Raw genomic sequence first — 22,278 nt, 5'->3', positions numbered from 1 at the left:
TTTCTTACATGGCGCCCAGGGCAGTGAGCTCTTTGGAGCTGTATTTGGCCAGTACGTTGTAAACGACTACCGTGAGCAGCCCTTCGCAGACAGCCAGCGGAATTTGGGTCAAGGCAAAGATGCCCATAAATTTCACGATAGCCTCTCCAAAGGTGGGGGAGGGATAGGCAAATGATAGCTGGAAGGATGTGACTACATAGGTAATGAGGTCTCCGAAAAAGGCCGCCAGAAAAACACTGATCGAAGCGCTGACTTTCCATTTGCGGCAGAGTTTATAGATGCCGAACGCACAGACAGGCCCGACGATTGCCATGGAAAAGGTGTTGGCGCCCAACGTTGTAATGCCGCCGTGAGCCAGCAAAATCGCCTGGAACAGCAACACGATAACGCCCATAACCGCCATAGCTGCAGGCCCGAACAGAACCGCCCCCAGCCCTACGCCAGTGGGATGAGAACAGCTTCCCGTCACCGACGGAATTTTCAGCGCCGACAGCACAAAGGCAAACGCGCCGCACATGGCAAGCAGAATCAGGTTCTTAGACGACTCAGCGACCTTTTTCTTGATAGAGAACACGCCCCACACCACAAACGGCAGGCATAAGGCTCCCCACAAGATGCACCACCCGGGGGCCAAATACCCCTCGGCGATGTGCATGGCCTGGCCCTTGACCATCGGGAAGAGCAGCATGAGGCTGAGGGCCGTCGCCACGGCGACTGCGAATTTCTGGACTTTTGATGTTTTCATGATTTTTCCTCCAATAGATGTACTTACCAAAACGACAAAAATCCCCGGAAAACCGTCCCTGCTATGAAGCAGAACAGTTTACCCGGGGCTTTTCGTCCGCACGAAAATAGACGCAAAGAAAACCTCGCTCCGTATGAGGAAAATCCATTGCAATAGCGCCGATATTGGCGATCAGATGCATATTCCTCAGACAGAAAAGCTAAAAAGCCGTATTTTTCCAGAAAAAACCCGCCGGCCGGCTTCTCGGTCAAATACCCCGTCTTCTTTCCGCTTTTTCCTTAAGCAAACGATACACCCCATACACTGTGAAGTTACCGCCTTCCGCATTTTGGCGATGCGGAGCGCATCGGCAGGTCTTCCGGCTCGGACGTCAGCAGACTGTATCTTCCGCCTTCCCAGGGTTTCCCCCAGTGGCCGCGCCGCCAAAGCAGCGCATGGAAGCGTCCTCTTTCCACACGGCAGCAGGACTGCTCGGGATTTGCACCCGATTCCCTTTTAATGCGCGGCTTCCCGCGCAACCGATACCAACTATTAAAGCTTTTTAATTGTACCATAATTTCCATTCATTGGCAATAAAATTACGGCAGAATGATGAACTTTCTGCCCTCTCCTGTTTCCCTTATCATCAAAAAGGCTGGACAGAAATCCTGTCCAGCCTTTTTCTATATTAACGCATGCCGAAATCCTAGGACGGCAGCCGTTTCGCTTTTTTCCCGAAAAGTTGAGCTCCCGTCGTCACCACCGCCCCGACTCCCAGGTAAAAATAGTAGGTGATACCGCGCCAAATGAGCATAGCGGGCAAAATGAGCTGGGACGGGAAAAAGACAGCAAATACCGACATGAATCCTAATTCGGAAGCCCCCACCGCTCCGGGCAGCGGCACCGAGGACACGGCGATGTTCAAAAGCGCCTGAATAGCCAGCATGGCAAAAATGGATTTTCCGCTGAGCCCAAAGGCCTTATAAACCGCAAAGGGCACCAGGTACATGACGTTGATCTGAATCACCGTCATCACGAGCACTTTGACCATCAGTTTCGGATTTTTCTTGATGTAGTCAGCGCCCCGGCGGTACTCTGAAATCTGCTTATCGGCAATATCCACCCACTTCTGTTCATTTTTTATGAGCTTGATGCGGTGCAGCAGATGAATCAGCCCCATCACCGCTTTCCGCACCCAACCGCTTTTGAATATCATCAGCCCGATGCATACGATGAGGATCAGGTTCACCGCCGTGCCGTAGATGACAAGGTAAATCACCCCGCCGAAGTTATCCTTGATAAGAGTTCCCTGCAAAATGAACAGCACCAGCGCGCTCCCCAGCATGGCGATCTGGTAGAACATGACCATCACGAGCAGCGACAGGGACGAATGCCCCACTTCGATGTTGTCTTTCTTCATAAAATAAACCTGGGCCGGCTGGCCCCCGGAGGACGACGGGGTGATGGAGCTGAAATAAAACCCGATCATCGAGTATTTGAGCGCCTGCAAGGGTTTCAGCTTATAGCCCATGGTTTTGAGGATCATGGTATTGTTCACCGCCTCGCAGCAGATGAAACACAGCATCATGAGAAGCCCCAGCCCCACATAACGCAGGTCGATGCTCTTAAAAATTGCCGCCAGGTCTTTCAGGCTGTTATCCTTTAAAAAAATGAAGAGGGTCAGCCCAATGAGTCCTCCGCAAACAATCAGACTCAATGCATGTTTTTTCTTGTCCTGCATCAGGCCGTCCTCTCCTCTCGTTTTGTCCCCTGCCCTATGATTTTCTGAAGGGCCCCGCTGTCGAGAGCCTGACGGATGCGCCCCATATTCCGGCGCATTGCCATAAGGGAATACTCGTCCATCAAAAATTCATATATGGCGGTGGCCAGGTTCTTGGGCCTCTTCCAGAGCACCCGACCGATATGGTGCTGTTCAATATATTTGGCGTTGTTCAGCTCCTGAGGCAGCGTGGGATGAACCACCATCATGGGTAGCCCTGAATGAATAGATTCGAACAGGGTGATGCCGCCGGGCTTTGTGAGGATGAGATCCGCCCATCCCATATATTCGTCCACCTTTTTGGTGTATCCCACTACATTGACGTGGGGGAACCTGCCGTGGAGCTTGTCGTAAATCTCCCGGTTGCTGCCGGCTAGGATCACCGTTTCCACGTCGGGTAGACTTGAGAGCTCCTCGTAAAAATCCATCTCTTTTGGGAGCATCCCCAACCCTCCGCCCATGATGAGCAGGTGCTTTTTCAGGGAACTCTCAGCGGGCTTCTGACCCTTGAAACACTGCCGCACCGGAATCCCGTAGACAAAAACCTGTTCGGCGGGAACGCCCCGCCCCACAAGCCCTTTTTTCACCTTTTCGGCTCCCACCAGATAGTAGTCCGTTCCGGTACTCACCCATTCAGGGTGAACCGAAATGTCGGTGATACAGGTAACGAGGGTAATGTTGTCGCCAGTCTTTTCCTTGTAGGCGGTGATGATGTCCGACGCCACTGGGATAGTGGAAATGATGATGTCGGGCTTCTCCGTCCGAATGAGCCGCTTGGCGCACTGGACGAGAAAATCACCCATAGGATATCGGGCTATATTGAGCTGCTTTTCCGCATGGGAGGAAAACTTGTAAAAGGTGCTGTAAAGCTTGCTCCCCCTCCGCACCAAAAGCTCGAAGGACTGATATATTTTCTGTGAAAAGTTAGGCATAGCGCAGCTGAGGATGTCCCTTACCACCGCCTGAGAACCGGGAAAGCTCCTTTCCCAGTCGGATTTCAGGCTTTGTGCCGCCGAATAATGCCCCATACCGAATTTTGCTGTCAAAATCAATGCTTTCATCGATACTGACTCCTTTCTGGGAATTTCTCTGGTCAAACCGTTTTCCCGGAGGTTTTGTTCTACTAACAGAACGAATCGTTTGTCCGCCTGTCTTCAAAAACTGAAAAATCTTTTCCATAGATAATATTTTACCCTGAAAATTCAACTTTCTATCAATTTTTGGAAAATAAGGGGTTCTTTTCCCTACTGCTATTTTTTGCCAGAACATTTCCTGCATGTTCCTCTGAAAACCCGTCCATACTGACGGTACAAGGTTGAAGGGGGCTAAAAATAGTGTACAGTAACAAAGTGGAAATCTGCGGCATCAACACTTCTAAGCTGACAGTATTGAAAGAGAAGGAGAAAATGGAGCTTCTAAAAGCTATGCACGAAGGCAGTCCCACCGCCCGTGACCAGCTCATTAATGGAAATTTGCGGCTGGTTTTGAGCGTTATCCAACGGTTTACAAACCGGGGCGAAAATTTGGACGACCTGTTTCAGGTGGGCTGTATCGGGCTGATGAAAGCCATCGACAACTTTGACGTATCCCAAAACGTAAAATTCTCCACCTACGCCGTGCCCATGATCGTGGGCGAAGTACGGCGTTATCTCCGAGACTACAATCCGGTGCGGGTCAGCCGTTCTTTAAAAGACACCGCCTACAAGGCCATGCAGGCCAAGGAGCGCCTGACCGACAAGCTGGGCCGGGAGCCCACCATCGTTGAAATCGCCGACGAAATGGGCGTTAAAAAGCACGAGGTGGTTTTGGCGCTGGAAGCCATCGTCGATCCGGTTTCCCTCTACGAGCCGATTTTCTCCGACGGCGGCGACACCATCTACGTCATGGACCAGGTGTCCGACTCCGCCGACGACGGCAACTGGGTGGACGAAATCGCCATCAAGGACGCTCTGGCAAAATTAAACGACCGGGAGAAACGGATCATCGCCCTGCGGTTCTTCCAGGGGAAAACCCAGGTGGAAGTGTCTAACGAAATCGGCATTTCCCAGGCCCAGGTGTCAAGGCTCGAAAAAGGGGCGCTTGCCAAGGTCAAGGGAGAGGCGTAACGGGATTCCCCAGTTGATAGAAACGAAAAACAGCCGGTTTGTTACGACCGGCTGTTTTTTATGGCGTTGACAACGATGTAGGGGCGGGGCTCAGGCAATTTGCAGGTGTAGGAGCGAACAGCGTTCGCCCGCGATGAACCGCGAACGTTCGGAAAGAAAGGCGGGCGGAGCAGAGCCCCGCCCCTACTCTTTCAAAAATGTATTGACTTCCTGTAGCTACTATATTATAATAATTGTAGCGACTGAAAGGAGGTGTGCCATGTCGCAGAAAAAAATAGGCCGTCCGCCATCCCCTGATTCCAAACACACCATGTTTCGGGTCCGCTTGGACGATGAATCGGTAAAACTGCTGGATGAATGTGCAGAGAAGCTCCAAACCAGCCGTTCCGAAGTCGTCCGCAAAGGAATCAAACGGATACACGATGACCTACATTAAAAAGCGGGAGAAACGGCGCAACTCTGTGACAAGAAATCACCGCTTCCCCCCAAGGCACATCCGCCACAAGACGGTGTACATGAAATATTATACATCATGTCGCCCCGACTTGCAAGCGTATGTGCACCAAAAACAAAACGAGGTGACAACTATGTACGAAGCAATCGGAGCTTTATACGACGAACTAATTGATTCCATCAGCCATGAGGTAACTTCCTTGCCTGATTACTGGGACGTCAGCGACAACGCCGTCAAAGCCGAGGAGGCCTTATACAAAACTCTTTCAGACGAACAACGGACACTTTATGACAAATTAAATTACGCTGACTACGAACTGGATTCTCTGGAAGCCAAATCCGATTTTACCGTCGGCTTCCGTCTCGGCGGCGCGCTGATGCTGGAAATACTGTCCGAATAACCCCAAAAAAGGAACAGTCAAACTGACTGTTCCTTTTTGTTATCATTTATTTTCTCTTCTTGATTTTCACAGGGCTGATTCGGGTGTCGGCGGGCGGCTGATAGCCGCCCCTACGCTTCACCCGCGGCGGCTTTCGGACTAATTCCGCCGTCTACTCCCCTTGCAGGTATTCATCTATCGCCTGTGCGGCGGATTTTGAGGTAATTCTGCTGCTATTTACCTTGCAAATACTCATCAATGGCTTGTGCGGCGGATTTACCAGCGCCCATCGCCAAAATAACCGTAGCAGCACCGGTAACCGCGTCGCCGCCGGCGTAAACGCCTTCCCGGGAGGTCAGGCCGCTGTCGTCCTGGGTGACGATACAGCCGCGGCGGTTGACTTCCAGATTCTTCGTCGTGTTTTTGATAAGGGGGTTGGGGGACGTTCCGATGGACATGACCACACAGTCGCAGTCCAAGATGAACTCGGAGCCTTCAACCACCACCGGGCTTCTTCTGCCGGATTCATCCGGCTCGCCTAGCTCCATCTTGACGCATTTCATACCGCCGACAAAGCCGTTTCCGTCGTTTACAATCTCAACGGGGTTTGTCAGCACGTGGAAATCAATGCCCTCTTCCTTGGCGTGCTCGACTTCCTCGAGACGGGCGGGCATTTCTTTCTCGGAGCGGCGGTAGACGATGCTCACCTTCTCCGCTCCCAGACGCATGGCGCAGCGTGCCGCGTCCATAGCGACGTTTCCGCCGCCGACCACCGCCACGTGGCGGGAGTGCTGAATCGGGGTGTCGCTCCCCTCTTTGTAAGCTTTCATCAGGTTGACACGGGTTAAAAACTCGTTTGCCGAGTAGACACCCTTGAGGTTTTCGCCCGGAATATTCATAAACCGGGGAAGTCCTGCGCCGGTGCCGATAAATACTGCCTCAAAGCCCTGATCGAACAGCTCGTCGATGGACTCGATGCGGCCGATAACCATATTGGTCTCGATGTCTACTCCCATGGCCTTCAAATTGTCGATTTCCTTGCCGACGATCTCCTTGGGCAGTCTGAACTGGGGAATTCCGTACACCAAAACGCCGCCTGCGGTGTGCAGCGCCTCAAAAACCGAGACCTTGTAACCCCGTTTCGCCAAGTCGCCCGCACAGGTCAGTCCTGCGGGGCCTGCGCCGATGACGGCGACCCTGTGGCCGTTCTGCTTAGGAACTTTTACTTCTTCTTTGTTGTGAGCCATGTGCCAGTCGGCCACAAAACGCTCCAACCGGCCGATAGCCACCGGCTCGCCTTTGATGCCCCGGACGCATTTGCTTTCGCACTGGGTCTCCTGAGGGCAGACGCGGCCGCAGACCGCGGGCAAAGAGCTGGATTTGTGGATGATCTGGTAAGCGCCTTCAAAGTCCTGCTCCTTGATTTTCGCGATAAAGGCGGGAATATCGATGGCAACGGGGCATCCCCCGACGCAGGGTTTGTTTTTGCAGTTTAGGCAGCGGTTTGCCTCGTCCACCGCCTGCTCCGGGGTGTAGCCCAAAGCCACTTCCTCAAAATTTCTTCTGCGGACGCTGGGGTCCTGAACCGGCATTTCGTTTTTTTTGAGCGACATGTTTGCCATATTTTATCCAAACCTTTCTGATTGTAAAGTCCGTTCCCTTTACGGGAGTTCTATCTCATGGGAAGAAGCCTATTTGACCTCTTTTTTGAAGAGGTTGCAGGTATCTTCATACTGATGGCGCTCAAAATCCTTGTACATGGTTGCGCGCTCCATCGCTTCGTCGAAATCCACTAAGTGCCCGTCGAAATCAGGGCCGTCCACGCAGGCGAACTTGGTCTCTCCCCCTACGCTCAAGCGGCAGCCGCCGCACATGCCGGTGCCGTCGATCATAATGGGGTTCATGCTGACGACGGTTTTGATGCCGTACTCTTTGGTGAGCTTGCAGACGAATTTCATCATGATGAGCGGGCCGATAGCGATGACTTCGTCGTACTGCTCGCCCGCGTCGATAAGGGCTTTCAGCGCGTCGGTGACAAGGCCTTTATCCCCGTAGGAACCGTCGTCGGTGCGGATGCAGAGCTTGTCGCTGACAGCGTTGAACTCATCCTCCAAAATCACCAGGTCCTTGTTGCGGAACCCGACGATAGAATGTACTTCCGCTCCCAGCTCGTGGAGCTTCTTTGCGATGGGGTACGCGATGGCGCAGCCCACGCCGCCGCCTACAACCGCCACTTTTTTGAGCCCTTCTACGTGGGAAGGTACCCCCAAGGGTCCGACAAAATCGTGAAGGCTGTCGCCCTCATTCAAATGGTTTAATTTCTCGGTGGTAGCGCCGACGATCTGGAAAATAATGGTGATGGTGCCCTTCTCCCGGTCGTAATCGGCAACTGTTAAGGGAATCCGCTCGCCGTTTTCATCCACTCTGAGGATGATGAACTGGCCGGGTTCGGCCTTTTTGGCGACGAGCGGCGCTTCGATCTCCATGAGGGTGACGGTGGGATTCAGGCTTTTTTTCTTCACAATACGGTACATAAATTCACGACTCCAAATCTAAAAAATTTCGGTTGATGAAAAATCAATATATACGAACAATAGAAGGGGCAAGCGGGACGCCCCTGTCGGGGGTACCCTGTTCGTCCCTTCTATCCTGTTCATCCAACTAATTTATGTCGCGGGCAGCAAACTAAGCTTAATGAATTGCAACGGCAATATTGCCGCTGCAGGCTCGCCGTCCCCCTCCTGTACAGTCCTAAAACCTCTTAGAAATCGATTTCGGTGTCGTAGTAGCAGGCTTTCAGGAGTTTTTCCATCTCTTCCTGAGTGGGGATACGGGGGTTGGAGCCGGTGCAGGCGTCGCCGATGGCGTTTTTGGCCACTTCGGGGAGCTTCTCGAGGAATTCCTTCTCGTCGATGATGCTCTGATCGGCTTTCAGGCCGCCTTCGCCGTAGTTTTTGATGCCCTGAGGGATGTTCAGCTCGTCGTTCATGTGACGGAGCTCGGCGATCAACGCGTCAACCAGCTCGGCGGTGTTGGAACCTTTCAGGCCCAGGAACCGGGCGATGTTTGCGTAACGCTCAGCAGCCACTTCGTTTTTAGAGTTAAACTTGATGACTTTGGGCAGGTACATGGCGTTTGCGCAGCCGTGGATGATGTGTCCGCCGCTGAAAGCAGCGCCTGTCTTGTGCGCCATAGAGTGTACGATGCCCAGCAGAGCGTTGGAGAAAGCCATACCGGCCAGGCACTGTGCATTGTGCATCCGGTCGCGGGCTTCCATGTCGCCGTCGTAGGATTTTTTCAGGAATGTATGAATCATCTGGATGGCATGCAGAGCCAGAGGATCGGTGTAATCGCAGTTGAGGGTGGATACATAAGCCTCAATGGCGTGGGTCATGGCGTCCATACCGGTGTGAGCGGTCAGCTTCTGAGGCATGGTCTCCGCCAGATCGGGGTCGACGATTGCCACGTCGGGGGTGATATTAAAGTCAGCCAGGGGGTATTTGATACCTTTCTGGTAATCGGTGATAACAGAGAATGCGGTCACTTCGGTAGCAGTACCGGAGGTAGACGGAATGGCGCAGAATTTGGCTTTCTGTCTCAGTTCCGGAAAGTTGAAGGGGGTAATCAGATCCTCAAAGGTGGTGTTGGGGTATTCATAGAACGCCCACATTGCTTTCGCAGCGTCGATGGGAGAGCCGCCGCCCATTGCGACGATCCAGTCGGGCTCAAACTCCCGCATAGCCTCGGCGCCTTTCATAACGGTCTCTACTGAAGGATCGGGCTCGACGCCTTCGAAGAGTTTGACTTCCATACCGGCCTCTTTCAGATAGCTTTCCGCTCTTTCCAAAAAGCCGAACCGTTTCATAGAGCCGCCGCCTACGACAACAATCGCTTTTTTACCTTTTAAGTTTTTCAGTTCTTCCAAGGAACCTTTTCCATGGTACAAATCTCTCGGCAGTGTAAAACGCATTTCAAATTCCTCCCCATACAATGTCACTAATGTAATCGTTTCAAAAATCGGACAAGCTGTCGAATTTTCTCTACTGATAATATTTTAACATTGTTTTTTGGGGCCGGGTAATGTATAATTGATATGACGTCATCTAAAATGATACATAGGAGTAGAAAAATGAATTTGCAGCAGCTTCGTTATGCAACTGAGATCGAAAAAACCGGCTCAATTACAAAAGCCGCAAAAAACTTATATATGGGCCAGCCCAACCTTTCAAAATCCATCAAAGAACTGGAACAGGAGCTGGGCGTGACCATTTTTGAGAGAACCACAAAGGGGGTAAAACCCACCCGCATCGGTCTGGAGTTTCTATCCTACGCCCACACCATTCTGGCACAGATGGAGGAACTGGAATCCCTTTACAAACCTCGTTCCGAGAAGGATTTTTCCTTCAGCATATCGGTCCCCCGGGCAACCTATTTGACAGCCGCGTTTACCGACTTTTTGACGGAATATGTAGGCGATGGGCCGATAGACGTCCATTTTCGGGAAACCTCCAGTATGGCGGCCATCCAGGACGTGGCGTCGGGCAGTTCCCAACTGGGGATTATCCGCAGCGAAAACATTCACGAGCGTTATTTCCTGAACTTTCTCAGTAACATGCATTTGGAATGCAAACCGATTTGGGAGTTTCAAATGTGCCTGCTCATGAGCAAGAACCATCCTCTTGCCAGCTGCAACGAAATCGTCTACCACATGCTGGACGGCTACATTGAAATCGCCCACGGGGATTTTCAGGTGCCGTCTCTGACGGCTGCCGACCTTTCGGAAACCGCCAAAAACATGGGGAGCAAGCGAAGAATCAGCATTTATGAGCGGGGCAGCCAATATGATTTACTGAAACGGCTGCCGGGGACTTACATGTGGGTCTCCCCTATCCCCTGCTCCATCCTCCAGGAAAACGGCCTTGTATTAAAGGAATGCGCCGTGGGAGCCGTCAGCAAAGACCTGCTGATTACCCGCACCGGACACATTTTCACCAAAGAAGAACAAGCCTTTTTAAATACCGTCCGCCGTTTTACCGAAAATAATCCCTTTCAGGTGGGACACACCCGCTGATTTCTGAATACGCTTTAAAACATTATACTACCAAAGTTATTATAGTATATTTTGTCCTTTGATACAATATCTATTTTCGGCAAAATATCTCTGTCCGAAGCTGCAAATTGTGACGATTTTTCCAATAAATTGCAGAGTTTGCCTGAAAATCCTGCATTTTGATTCTAAAACTGTTTAAACAAAATTCTGTAGAAAACGATTTTTTCGGTAAACCGCTTGCTATCCCTGTCTTATAACCAGTAACCTGTCATTCAAAGGAGTTTTTTATGAAACTTGTCGTCACCGACGAAACCCTCATCACCCACAAAACCATCCGTCTAAAACTTTTGGATGATTTTCCTGACTGTAAAATCTACGATTTCACTTCGAAAGAACAGCTCATTCCACGTATCCACAATGCCGACGCAGTGTTCATCAATCGCATCGCCATCCCGCGGGCTGTCATGGAGCAGTGCCCAAACCTGCGGTATATCGGCCTTTTTGCCACTGGCTATAACGGCGTGGACATACAGGCCGCCACAGAACGGGGGATTACCGTCTGCAACGTACCGGAATACTCTTCTTACGCCGTAGCCCAGCACACCATGGCCCTGCTTTTGGACATCGTCAACCGGGTGTCGGTTTACTCCCCCATGGTGAAACAGGGCGGCTGGAATGATGAAAGTATCATCTCAGTACCGCTTACAGAACTTTGCGGCAAAACTCTGGGCATCATCGGCTGCGGCGACATCGGTATGACCTTTGCAAAAATGGCACAGGCCATGGGGATGAAGGTGCTGGGGCATCGCCGAACCCCCAACCCATCGGACGAAACCGACACCTTCCGTTACGCAGACCTTCCCACCCTTTACCGGGAATCGGATGTAATTTCCATCCACTGCCCCTTAAACGACGAAACCCGCGGTATGATTGACCGGAATGCCCTTTCCAAAATGAAGGACGGCGCCATCCTCCTCAACACCGCCCGCGGCCCCATTTTAAACGAACCGGACGTGCTGGAAGCTCTGAACTGCGGAAAGCTTTACATGGCGGGCCTCGACGTTCTCGCCAAAGAGCCACCCGTCCCTGACAATCTCCTTCTCCGCCATCCGCGATGCATCGTCACGCCTCACGTGGCCTGGTCGCCCCTGGAAACGAGACAGCGCCTCATCGACATTACCATCGAAAACTTTTACGCTTATCTGAAAGGACAACCGCAGAACGTGGTGAATTTTTAAACGTCAAAATAAGCGCTAATAGAATCCCCCTGAAGCAAAAGACTGCTTCAGGGGGATTATTGTTTAATCGCCGCAGGTCCTTATAAATTGGAGGATGGCCCCTCCAGTTCTGCCTGTTCCGCTGTTTCTTCAGTTGGTGCATAATCGGTAAGGCCGTCCTGCCAGTAGTCCTGCGAGGCAGATTGGACGGATTCTTCTGGCAAAGTCACGCGTTTTCTCCGACTTGGCTCCGGCGTCACAGCCAGCACTGCCAAAAATAAAGCCGCCGCCCAGAAAAAATGGGACAATCCCAAATCGTTGCCAAGGTTTACAAGCATGGTGAGAAGAAATCTCAAAAAATTGAGGCCAAAAAAGACGAAAACCGGGATGAGGGTGGGAATTTTCCCCCGCACTGTCAAAATGGTGACAATTAAAAATCCCAGGGGAAACACCGCGATAAACAATGTAATAAAAGCCCACATGGTATCGTATTGATACTGTGAACTGAAAGCGATCAGATAATTTATCGCATCTGCTGCCCAATACAGGGAAAACGGCAACCCCAGCCATTGAACAGAACACTTGCCGAGCAGAATCAGAACCGATACCACTGCCAGACAAATCATCATCGCCGGCGTAATCAGATCGTCCACACTAAAGATTTCAATGAACTCCCGGTAACGAACGTTAAATATGAGGTCGTTTACCTCCTGCAACGCACACACACAAGATAAAACCGCCGCAATGAGCAAAAAAGTGTTTCCATTCGCGTTTTTCGTCAATTTCATCTTCTGACTTCCTTTCTTTTCGCAGAAAGTGAGCGCGCATCCTTCGAGCACTTCCCTCTGTTTATATTGTCGATCTAAAATAATTCAGTTTACTCCGGCATGGTTACGGACTTTTACCGGCAAAGCAATCACCGAAAGCAACACCGCCGTCAAAAACAGGATATTGCTCCACTGATAGTTGGAAAATAAGTACCATCTTTCGCTGTGCAGCATCACATATGCCAAAGGGGCTGCCATGTAAAATCCCAATAAAACAATGACCGTGATCCTTGTGGGAATCACCAGCAGCACCGTCATCAGGATGATGGCATAGAGAAGGGCCGGAATCAAAAAAGAAAACAAAATCTCCTGATAATGATAAGCCCAATAATCAGGCACAAAGATGCCAAAGAGTATGCCCCTCCCATATTTCTGAAGCGCAGTTAAAATAGACGGCACAAAGTAAAATGTCAGCGGCAGAATCATCATGGCCGCTTTGGTTTTTGCCCGAATGAGGGCGGCTGACACTGCGGCGAGAAATACCGCTCCTAAAAATCGGGTCACTCCAATAAAAGAATACCCCATTTGCATTTTCAATTTTCGCAGTTCGTGGTACCCCTCAATGCCGTCGGCGATTACCAAAAGTGCCGCCAATCCGGCCAGCACTGATGCCGTGATGAACAATGCCCGTTGCCTACCTAAAACCTGCCTTTCCACCGTATCACCCCCTATGGATTTTGTCAGTGACTCGTCCGTTTACAGCACGCAGTACTGCTCCATATAAGCATCCATTTTCTGAAGCATCTCGCTGTAGTTTCCCTCGCCCGCCAGATATTCCCGAATGTCTTTGACCGTCACAATGGCGTGAACGTCGATGCCGAATTCCTCTTTTACCTCCATAACGGCGGTTTTTCCGGCGTTTTGGCCCACTTCACAGCGGTTGACCGAGATGAACATGTCGTTTACCGTCACCTTCGCCGCGTTCATGAGCACCGGTACCGTTTCCCGGACGGCGGTTCCAGCGGTAATCACGTCTTCGATGATGATGATTTTGTCTCCATCCTGGGGCTGATACCCGACAAGCGAACCGCCTTCGCCGTGGTCTTTTGCTTCTTTCCGGTTGAAGAAATACGGTTTGTTGATGCCGTACTCCCGAGCCAGCGCTCCAGCAGCGGCCGTCGCCAGAGGGATTCCTTTATAGGCTGGGCCGAACATGGCGGTGAAGTTTTCCCCGCAGGTTTCCTTTATGCACTGGGCGTAGAATTTGCCCAAAGTATCGATTTGCTTTCCAGTGCGGTAATTACCGGTGTTCACAAAATAAGGGGAAAGCCGTCCGCTTTTGGTCTTAAACTCTCCGAAGCGGAGCACATCGGCACTCATCATAAACTCAATAAATTCTTTTTTGGCTGCTGATAACATATTTTTCTTCCTTTCCGGCCGAGATACCCAAACAGGTAAATTTTTCTTAATCAATTGATTTTATTTTATCACAATTTTCATACAAATGCAATCTCTTTTCTGCAAAAAAGCCTTCCCGGAACGAGCCGGAAAGGCTTTTTGCTATATATGGGTTTTCGTATAATGGCTATATTGGAAGTTTTTGTTGTGATAAAACTGTTTTTCAATATAGCGATTATTTTTTGCCCATTTCTCCGTAGTAAGCCTGGGTGTACAGGTCTTTCAGCTCGGAGATCAAGGGATAGCGGGGGTTAGCAGGGGTGCACTGGTCTTCGTGAGCCTCGTCGGCCAGATCGTCCAAAGAATCCATAAAGGTTTTCTCATCGACGCCGAAGTCCTTGATGGACATACACTCGTTGAGGGAGTGTTCCAAATCGATGATGGCTTTGACCAAGCTCTGAACGCCCTCTTCAGTGGTCTTGCAGGGCAGGCCCAGGGTTTCAGCGATTTCGGCATAGCGAACGTCGGCGCTAAATTTTTCGTATTTCGGCCAGGTGGCGAATTTGGTGGGTTTCTGGGCGTTGTAGGTGATGACGTAAGGCAGCAAGATGGCGTTTGCACGTCCGTGAGGAATGTGGTATGCGCTTCCCAGCTTATGGGCCAGAGAGTGGTTGATTCCCAGGAATGCGTTTGTAAAGGCCATACCTGCGATACAGGAAGCGTTGTGCATCTTTTCACGGGCTTCTCTGTCGTTGCCGTTGTCGTAAGCGCGTTTCAGGTACTTAAAGACGATCTTGATGGCCTGGAGAGCCAAACCGTCGGTGTAATCGGAAGCCAGAACCGAAACGTAAGCCTCGATGGCGTGGGTCAGAACGTCCAAACCAGTGTCAGCGGTGACAGATTTGGGAACCGACAGGGTGAACTGGGGGTCAACGATAGCCACATCGGGGGTCAGCTCGTAGTCAGCCAGAGGATATTTGATGTTTTTCTTCTTGTCGGTGATAACAGCAAAGGAAGTAACCTCAGAACCGGTACCGGAAGTGGTGGGTACGCAGACCAGCTGTGCTTTGTTGCCGAGTTTGGGGAAATGGTAAGCACGCTTTCTGATGTCAAAGAATTTCTGTCTCATGCCTTCGAAGGAGATGTCGGGGTGCTCGTAGAACATCCACATACCTTTTGCAGCGTCCATTGCCGAACCGCCGCCCAAAGCGATGATGACGTCCGGCTGGAAGTGGTTCATAGCCTCCACACCGTGCATGATGGTTTCAACGGAAGGATCGGGCTCGACCTCTGCGAAGATCTCAGCATGGCAGTATTCAGGACGTTTTCTCAAGTAGTGGAGGACTTTATCGACGTTTCCGAGTTTCACCATCATCTCGTCGGTGACGATGAAAGCACGGCTGATGTCGGGCATTTTCTCCAGGTACTGGATAGCGTTGTATTCAAAGTAGATTTTCGGGGGAACTTTAAACCACTGCATATTGACTCTCCTCTTGGCGATGCGTTTTACGTTGACAAGGTTCATCGCGGAAACGTTGGAGGTTGTGGAGTTTTTACCGAAGGAGCCACAGCCCAGGGTCAGCGAAGGAGTATTTTCGTTGTAAATATCGCCGATACCGCCCTGAGAAGAAGGAGAGTTGACGATGACACGGCCGACCTGCATAGCCTCGCCGTAAGCGTCGATGACCTCTTCGTCGGTGGAGTGGATGGCAGCGGAGTGTCCTAAGCCGCCCATGTGGAGCATCTTTCTTGCCATAGCAAAGCCTTCTTCGCGGCTATTGACCACGATATAAGCCAGGATGGGAGAAAGTTTCTCTTTAGAAAGAGCATACTCAGGGCCGACATCGGGGATGCGGGCGATGAGAATTTTGGTGTTCGCAGGAACTTTGATTCCTGCCTGCTCTGCGATCCAAGCAGCGGGTTTGCCGACGATAGCGGCGTTTACGCCGGTCTTCTCAGCGGGGAAAGCGTAAGCGGACAGTTTCTTTGTCTCTTCTTCATTTAAGAAATAGCAGGAATTGTCCTTCATGTATTTCTCGAATCCCTTCTGGAGCTCTTTGTCAACGATGACAGCCTGCTCAGAAGCACAGATCATACCGTTATCGAAGGTTTTAGAAAGCATCAGGTCGTTGCAGGCACGTTCCAGATTTGCGCTCTTCTCGATGTAGCAGGGAACGTTGCCGGGGCCTACGCCCAGAGCCGGTTTACCAGTGGAGTAAGCGGCTTTAACCATTCCTGCGCCGCCAGTGGCCAGAACCAGAGCGATGTCGGGGTGGTTCATCAAAGCATTGGTTGCGTCAAGGGAGGGGACTTCGATCCACTGTACACAGTTTTCGGGAGCACCAGCTTTGATAGCTGCATCACGGACAATTTTTGCGGCCTCAGCAGAGCATTTCTGAGCGGAGGGATGGAAGCCGAAAATGATCGGGCATCTAGCTTTTGCAGCAATCATGGCTTTAAACATAGTGGTGGAAGTCGGGTTTGTAACAGGGGTTACACCTGCGACAATGCCCACGGGCTCTGCGATCTGCATGATGCCGGCCAGGTCGTCGTCTTCGATGATGCCGACGGTTTTCTGGGACTTGATGTCGTGCCAGATATATTCGGTAGCAAACAGGTTTTTGATGATTTTGTCTTCGTAAACGCCGCGGCCGGTTTCCTCGACAGCGAGTTTTGCGAGTTTGGTGTGATTGTCAAGACCTGCCAGCGCCATGGCGTGGGCGATCTCATCCACCTGCTCCTGATCGAGTTTCATGTACTCTTCGAGAGCAACTTTTGCTTTTGCGGCCAGTTCGTTGACCATTTCAACGGGATCAACGGTCTGAGGGGCAACTGCTTTTTCTTTTGTAGCCATAATACGAAAACCTCCCATTATTCTTCACTGGAATCAGTGTGTGTAACGACTGTGATTTTGCTTGTTAATCATTTAACAATGCCATTATAGCCTATTGTTATTTTTTTGTCAATAACCATATCTGGTTTTTCGCCCTTTTTCACCCCCAATGTTTCACATACAAAAGCAATGATTTTTGTATGCATTGCACAATCATCCTTTTTTTCTATCAAAACTGCGCCGATGGGAACCAAAAAATGGAAAAACGTTTATACTGTTTCTATTCTATCGGATTACTTCCCTTTAATCAAGACTTTGACACGAAAATTCAAGGGTTTTCCGATAATTTGTCACAAACAAAAAATTTTGCGCTCAAATGGCCTTTATATATAAATGTAGAAACTGTTCATTGTACATACCGCTTTACCGCGTCCTCTGCCCTATTCGGATATAAAAACGAACCTTTTATTTTTTCATCCTTCATAATCTTCTTTAAAACCATGTCGACACTTTCTTTTTTTCCTCTGCTCCATAATATGAGGGGACTCGCAGAAGGATTTTTGAAGAGCAATGGAAAGAAAAACTGCAAAACAACGCAAAAGAGCTCTAAAATTTTTAGAAATTCCAGACAAATTTAGGCCGATACCATGGTTTTTTTGCCCTCAACTTCCAGATTCATACAAATTGAACAGAAGTCTCCTCTTTTTCATAGGATAATTTGGCAGAATTATTTTGCAGGATTTTTAAAAATAACTTGCAAAACAAAAATAGATGGTGTATGATAAGTACAATGCCTCGAAAGCACCTGTTTGTTCCGTGCGCACAAAACGAACCGAAAAGGGCTTCACACAGGCTTCAAGTATGATTATTGGAGGTACCGGCAATGGCTCGTTACAGTGAATTGTCCGTTGATGAATTGTCTGCTCTGAGGGAATCTTTGCAGGCTGAATACGAAGAAATCAAATCTTGTGGACTCAAACTCGATATGTCCAGAGGCAAACCCTCTGCGGCCCAGCTGGATCTGTCTATGGATCTATTAAACTGCCTCACTGAGGAAGATATCAAAAGCGTCAGCCCAGACGTGAGAAACTATGGGCTTTTGGAAGGTCTGCCTGGAATGCGCAAGCTGTTTGCCGATATGCTTGGCCTCAAGCCGGAAGAAATTTTTGTCGGCGGCAACTCCAGCCTAAACTTGATGTACGATACCCTGGCTAAAGGAATGCTCTTCGGTTACTACAACAGCGAGAAACCCTGGAGCCAGTGCGGCAAAATCAAATTTCTCTGCCCCGTTCCTGGTTACGACCGCCACTTTGGCGTCACTGAGACCCTGGGTATTGAGATGCTCACCGTTCCTATGACTTCTACCGGCCCTGACATGGACATCGTCGAGGAACTGGTGAATAACGACGCTTCTATCAAAGGGATCTGGTGCGTCCCCATGTATTCGAACCCCGACGGCATCACCTACTCCGACGAGACCGTCCGCCGGTTTGCAAATTTGAAGCCCGCCGCCAAGGATTTCCGTATCTTTTGGGACAACGCCTACTGCGTCCACCATGTCAGCGACCAGCACGACGAGCTTTTAAACCTCATGGACGAATGCCGGAAAGCCGGTACCGAGGACAGCGTCTTTATGTTTGCCTCCACCTCCAAGGTGACCTTCAGCGGAGCGGGCGTTGCCGCTTTCGGATGCAGCGAAAACAATATGAAACACCTGGTAAAACTGATTTCTATGCAGACTATCGGATTTGACAAAGTAAACCAGCTTCGCCACCTGAAATATTTCAAAGATTTGGATGGTGTCAAAGCCCACATGGAAAAACACTGTGCTTTGATGAAGCCCAAGTTTGAGACGGTTCTCCGCCACCTGGATGAAGAAATCGCCCCGCTTGGCATCGCCGAGTGGAAACGTCCCAACGGCGGTTACTTTATTTCTTTGAACGTCTTGAGCGGCTGCGCAAAGCAGGTTGTCTCTCTCTGCAAAGAGGCAGGAGTCGTCCTGACTCCTGCAGGCGCCACCTTCCCCTATGGTGTCGACCCCTTGGATCGGAACATCCGTATCGCTCCATCTTTCCCCACGGCGGAAGAACTGGAGATGGCGACCAAGGTGCTCTGCCTCTCGGTGAAGCTGGCTTCTGCCGAACAGCTCCTGGCTCAAAAAAAAACAGCTGGAAGTGAAAAGGACGCTACGGTAGTGGCATAACCAAAGCTAATAAAATCCCCCGGATTACATACCGGGGGATTTTTAATTGAATAAAAACAGCTTTTTGCATTTTAGAATACAGGGTTTCCTTTTTCTGGCAAAATTTGAAAATTTTTATGACACAATTTCGAACAAAGGATAAACCTTATAAAATTTAACCTACTATTTTTCATAAACCCCTCCCAATTTGATTCTTTTTATGGTAAAATGAAACACAACAGCCTTTTTCCGCCACTATTGATATGAAAATGTACATATTTTACAGGGGAAGTCACTCCCCTTGCCGCTCATTGCGGCCCATCCACAGCGAGAACGCGAAAACTCCCCCACTGTTTTGGCGTTGTCAATAAATTAAAGGAGTGAATTGTGTGAAAAATTCATTTTTTAAGAAACTCATTTCTCTGGCGGCAGCGTGTGTAATGGCCTTATCTGTGATGCCCGCTACAGTAGGCGCTGCAATCTACGACCGCGACCCCCAGTATCTTATCAACGTTCAGACTACAAGGCGCGCCTTTGTTTCCGCTGGCAGACAGAAAGCCTATGAGGGCGATTTAGTCAACTTGGAAGTTGTCGCAGATGAAGGATACATGGTGGACACCATTGACATCGTCTGGTACGAAAGAGGTGTCACCCGCCATACCTACCTCTATGAAGAAGACATGACGGAAAAAATTTCCGATCAGCAAGGTATTTGGCAGTTTGAAATGCCTGCATCTGACATTGACATTTCTGTAACACTGCAAAATGACTGGCGCCAGTCTCAAATCGAAGTAAAAATTTACGATGAAAACGTAAATCGCGGCGATATCTATTCCAGCAAATACTATCCCTATTATGGGGACACCATTACCTTAAGAGCGATCCCCGATGACGGCTACACCATCGAATATCTCAAGGTCAACGGCAAAGCGCTGACCCCCGTCAAAGAAAACTACGGCGGCGAGACCGAATTTAATTATACCGTCGATGAGCCGCGCATCAACATCACGGCAAACTTCGTCCGCATGGACAAATCCACCTATTCCGTGAGTGTCAACACTTTGGACGGCGGCAAAGCCTACTTGAACGCTACTACCGCCAAGGCCGGCGACAGAGTCACCCTCACTGTCACCCCCGATAAAGGCAAAAAGATCGACACCGTCAAGTATGGTTCCACCGTTCTCCAAGGCAAAGACGGTATCTATACCTTCACGATGCCTCCGCAGAACGTAAACCTCTCCATCACCTTCAAATCCGACGGAACGGAACCTGTAAATCCCTCCGCCCCCACCTGGGTACAGGTCGGCGGCCACTGGAGAATCAAAAATACCGACGGCAGCTATATCACCGGCTGGTATAAAATGGATAACCAGTGGTACTACATGGACGGCGCCGGCGATATGCTCACTGGTTGGCAGCTCATCGACAACACATGGTACTATCTGAAATCTTACGGAGCAATGGCAACCGGCTGGCAGCTCATCAACGGTACTTGGTATTACTTTAAAGATTGGGGCGGTATGGCAACCGGCTGGCTCCAGCTTGGAAACACCTGGTACTATCTGAAATCCAATGGTATGATGGCAACCGGCTGGAACTGGATCGGCAATAAATGCTACTACTTCTACACCGGAGGCAACATGGCCTACAGCACCACAATTAACGGCTACAAATTAAATGCAAGCGGCGCTTGGATCGCTTAAAGAGGTTTTAAAAAGGGCATCCGTTTTGGATGTCCTTTTTTGCGTCCTTTTCATTCAATACCAAATTTTCCCCCGGCTCATCGATACGCAGCCCGGGGATTTTTCTGCTGTCTGAACTTTTTTCAAAAATTCTTTCCTTGTTAATTGATTATCAATCAAAAGTATGGTAAAATAAGCAATATATTGCTATAGAAACGACGTTGAAAGTTTAAGGAGAGGACGGTTACATGTATTCAAATTACGAAAGCCCTTTTGGAACCAGATACGCAAGCGAAGAAATGCAGTATCTCTTTTCCGCCGACAAAAAGTTTAAAACCTGGCGGAAGCTCTGGATCGCTTTGGCGAAAGCCGAGCACCGTTTGGGGCTCCCTATTACTCAGGAGCAGATTGAAGAGCTCGTCGCCCACCAAGACGACATCAACTACAATGTGGCTGAGGAACGGGAAAAACTCACCCGCCACGACGTGATGAGCCACGTTTACGCCTACGGTGTCCAGTGCCCCAAAGCCAAGGGGATCATCCACCTGGGAGCCACCTCCTGTTATGTGGGAGACAACACCGACGCGGTCATTTTGCGGGAGGCTTTGCAGATCGTCCGGCGAAAGGTGATAAATGTCATCGCCAATCTAGCCCATTTTGCCAAAGAATACAAGTCCCTCCCCTGCCTCGCCTACACCCATCTCCAGCCGGCCCAGCTCACCACCGTGGGCAAACGGGCAACGCTGTGGATGAACGAACTGCTCTACGACTTGGACGAAATCGACTACCGGATCAAAAACCTGAAACTCTTAGGCTCCAAAGGCACCACCGGCACCCAGGCCAGCTTTGTCGAGCTGTTTGAAGGCGACCGGGAAAAAATCAGGCTTCTCGACCAGTACATCTGCGAGGATATGGGTTTTGACGGGGTGGTCCCCGTTTCGGGCCAGACCTATTCCCGCAAAATCGACGCCGCCGTCCTCGCCACCTTGAGCGGCGTGGCCCAGTCGGCGTCTAAGTTCTCAAACGATTTGCGGATTCTCCAAAACTTCAAGGAAATGGAAGAGCCTTTCGAGAAAAACCAGATTGGTTCCTCCGCTATGCCCTATAAGCGCAATCCCATGCGCTCCGAGCGGATTACTTCCCTTGCCCGCTACGTGATTGTCGACAGTTTAAACCCCGCCTTCACATCCGCCACCCAGTGGTTTGAGCGGACGTTGGACGACAGCGCAAACAAACGGATCTCCGTCGCCGAGGCCTTCTTGGCTGTCGATTCCATCTTAAACATCATGTTAAACGTCACCTCCGACCTGGTGGTCTACCCCAAAGTGGTCACCCAGCGGGTCATGAAGGAACTTCCCTTTATGGCCACTGAAAACATCATGATGCAGGCGGTCAAAAAAGGAGGCGACCGGCAGGAACTCCACGAAAAACTCCGCCAGCACTCCATCGCGGCGGCCAAAGTCGTCAAGGAAGAAGGCGGAGAGAACGACCTCATCGACCGGGTTGTCAACGATAAGAGCTTTAACCTGACAAAAGACGAGATCATGGCCGTCATGCAGCCCATCCACTTCGTCGGCCGGGCGGTTGAACAGGTGGACGAGTTCCTCGATACCTGCGTTAACCCCATTTTGGACGCCAACCGCGACATCTTAGGGGAAAGCGCCCAGCTCAAGGTATAAACAGAGTCATTTGCAAGCTGTAGGGACG

18 protein-coding genes and 1 riboswitch are annotated in these 22,278 nt (G+C 50.3%); of the genes, 8 read left to right on the top strand and 10 right to left on the bottom strand.

What is annotated here, in order from left to right:
- Nucleotides 1-4: 4 nt before the first annotated feature.
- From H8710_RS04945 to H8710_RS04935, 3 genes are all read right to left on the bottom strand, one after another.
- Complete coding sequence (locus tag H8710_RS04945; protein WP_249294304.1) at nucleotides 5-745, bottom strand: energy-coupling factor ABC transporter permease; 741 nt, start codon at nucleotides 743-745, stop codon at nucleotides 5-7.
- Nucleotides 746-1,076: 331 nt separating this feature from the next.
- Nucleotides 1,077-1,283, bottom strand: a riboswitch (cobalamin riboswitch).
- 147 nt (nucleotides 1,284-1,430) lie between these two features.
- Entirely contained in the window at nucleotides 1,431-2,465 is a 1,035-nt protein-coding gene (locus H8710_RS04940; protein ID WP_249294303.1) for a lysylphosphatidylglycerol synthase transmembrane domain-containing protein, read from the bottom strand.
- Entirely contained in the window at nucleotides 2,465-3,565 is a 1,101-nt protein-coding gene (locus tag H8710_RS04935) for an MGDG synthase family glycosyltransferase (RefSeq protein WP_249294302.1), read from the bottom strand. The genes H8710_RS04940 and H8710_RS04935 overlap by 1 nt, the downstream gene beginning before the upstream one ends.
- A 273-nt stretch (nucleotides 3,566-3,838) precedes the next feature.
- Between H8710_RS04935 and sigG the strand changes: the two genes are divergently transcribed.
- The 3 genes from sigG (at nucleotide 3,839) to H8710_RS04920 (ending at nucleotide 5,463) form a co-directional block, all read left to right on the top strand.
- Nucleotides 3,839-4,609, top strand: a complete 771-nt coding sequence (gene sigG, locus H8710_RS04930; RefSeq protein WP_249294301.1) for an RNA polymerase sporulation sigma factor SigG — start codon at nucleotides 3,839-3,841, stop codon at nucleotides 4,607-4,609.
- A 259-nt stretch (nucleotides 4,610-4,868) separates the two neighbouring features.
- Entirely contained in the window at nucleotides 4,869-5,045 is a 177-nt protein-coding gene (locus H8710_RS04925; RefSeq protein ID WP_249294300.1) for a ribbon-helix-helix protein, CopG family, read from the top strand.
- 151 nt (nucleotides 5,046-5,196) lie between these two features.
- Nucleotides 5,197-5,463, top strand: a complete 267-nt coding sequence (locus H8710_RS04920) for a DUF6809 family protein (RefSeq protein WP_249294299.1) — start codon at nucleotides 5,197-5,199, stop codon at nucleotides 5,461-5,463.
- A 212-nt stretch (nucleotides 5,464-5,675) separates the two neighbouring features.
- Here the strand turns inward: H8710_RS04920 and gltA are convergent, their stop codons facing one another.
- From gltA to H8710_RS04905, 3 genes are all read right to left on the bottom strand, one after another.
- Nucleotides 5,676-7,064, bottom strand: a complete 1,389-nt coding sequence (gene gltA, locus H8710_RS04915) for an NADPH-dependent glutamate synthase (protein WP_249294298.1) — start codon at nucleotides 7,062-7,064, stop codon at nucleotides 5,676-5,678.
- 69 nt (nucleotides 7,065-7,133) lie between these two features.
- Nucleotides 7,134-7,976, bottom strand: a complete 843-nt coding sequence (locus H8710_RS04910) for a sulfide/dihydroorotate dehydrogenase-like FAD/NAD-binding protein (RefSeq protein ID WP_249294297.1) — start codon at nucleotides 7,974-7,976, stop codon at nucleotides 7,134-7,136.
- Nucleotides 7,977-8,203: 227 nt separating this feature from the next.
- Entirely contained in the window at nucleotides 8,204-9,412 is a 1,209-nt protein-coding gene (locus H8710_RS04905; RefSeq protein WP_249294296.1) for an iron-containing alcohol dehydrogenase, read from the bottom strand.
- Nucleotides 9,413-9,571: 159 nt separating this feature from the next.
- On the opposite strand from H8710_RS04905, the gene H8710_RS04900 reads away from it, so the two are divergent.
- Together H8710_RS04900 and H8710_RS04895 are read left to right on the top strand one after the other, a co-directional pair.
- Nucleotides 9,572-10,513, top strand: coding sequence for a LysR family transcriptional regulator (locus H8710_RS04900; RefSeq protein ID WP_249294295.1), 942 nt, complete (start codon nucleotides 9,572-9,574; stop codon nucleotides 10,511-10,513).
- A 266-nt stretch (nucleotides 10,514-10,779) separates the two neighbouring features.
- Complete coding sequence (locus tag H8710_RS04895; protein ID WP_249294294.1) at nucleotides 10,780-11,730, top strand: D-2-hydroxyacid dehydrogenase; 951 nt, start codon at nucleotides 10,780-10,782, stop codon at nucleotides 11,728-11,730.
- Between the two features lie 80 nt (nucleotides 11,731-11,810).
- Here H8710_RS04895 and H8710_RS04890 read toward each other — a convergent pair whose 3' ends face one another.
- From H8710_RS04890 to adhE, 4 genes are all read right to left on the bottom strand, one after another.
- Entirely contained in the window at nucleotides 11,811-12,497 is a 687-nt protein-coding gene (locus H8710_RS04890; RefSeq protein WP_249294293.1) for a hypothetical protein, read from the bottom strand.
- Nucleotides 12,498-12,581: 84 nt separating this feature from the next.
- Complete coding sequence (locus H8710_RS04885; RefSeq protein WP_249294292.1) at nucleotides 12,582-13,193, bottom strand: hypothetical protein; 612 nt, start codon at nucleotides 13,191-13,193, stop codon at nucleotides 12,582-12,584.
- A gap of 39 nt (nucleotides 13,194-13,232) precedes the next feature.
- Complete coding sequence (gene pyrE / locus H8710_RS04880) at nucleotides 13,233-13,895, bottom strand: orotate phosphoribosyltransferase (protein WP_249294291.1); 663 nt, start codon at nucleotides 13,893-13,895, stop codon at nucleotides 13,233-13,235.
- A gap of 214 nt (nucleotides 13,896-14,109) precedes the next feature.
- Entirely contained in the window at nucleotides 14,110-16,728 is a 2,619-nt protein-coding gene (gene adhE, locus H8710_RS04875; protein WP_249294290.1) for a bifunctional acetaldehyde-CoA/alcohol dehydrogenase, read from the bottom strand.
- An 862-nt stretch (nucleotides 16,729-17,590) separates the two neighbouring features.
- Here adhE and H8710_RS04870 point away from each other — a divergent pair.
- The 3 genes from H8710_RS04870 to purB all read left to right on the top strand — a co-directional run bounded on the left by H8710_RS04870 (nucleotide 17,591) and on the right by purB (nucleotide 22,250).
- Nucleotides 17,591-18,910 carry an aspartate aminotransferase type Ic gene (locus tag H8710_RS04870; RefSeq protein ID WP_249294289.1) on the top strand — a complete coding sequence of 440 codons (1,320 nt, stop codon included), beginning with the start codon at nucleotides 17,591-17,593 and terminating at the stop codon, nucleotides 18,908-18,910.
- A 368-nt stretch (nucleotides 18,911-19,278) separates the two neighbouring features.
- Nucleotides 19,279-20,592 (top strand): InlB B-repeat-containing protein, encoded by a 1,314-nt coding sequence (locus H8710_RS04865; protein WP_249294288.1) that lies wholly within the window; start codon nucleotides 19,279-19,281, stop codon nucleotides 20,590-20,592.
- Nucleotides 20,593-20,819: 227 nt separating this feature from the next.
- Nucleotides 20,820-22,250 (top strand): adenylosuccinate lyase, encoded by a 1,431-nt coding sequence (purB, locus tag H8710_RS04860; RefSeq protein ID WP_249294287.1) that lies wholly within the window; start codon nucleotides 20,820-20,822, stop codon nucleotides 22,248-22,250.
- Nucleotides 22,251-22,278 lie beyond the last annotated feature (28 nt).

The organism is Fumia xinanensis (genome assembly GCF_014384905.1).
Taxonomy (GTDB): domain Bacteria; phylum Bacillota; class Clostridia; order Oscillospirales; family Ruminococcaceae; genus Fumia; species Fumia xinanensis.
The sequence above is the reverse complement of the archived record's forward strand: the minus strand, read 5'-3'. Positions and strand labels throughout refer to the sequence as shown.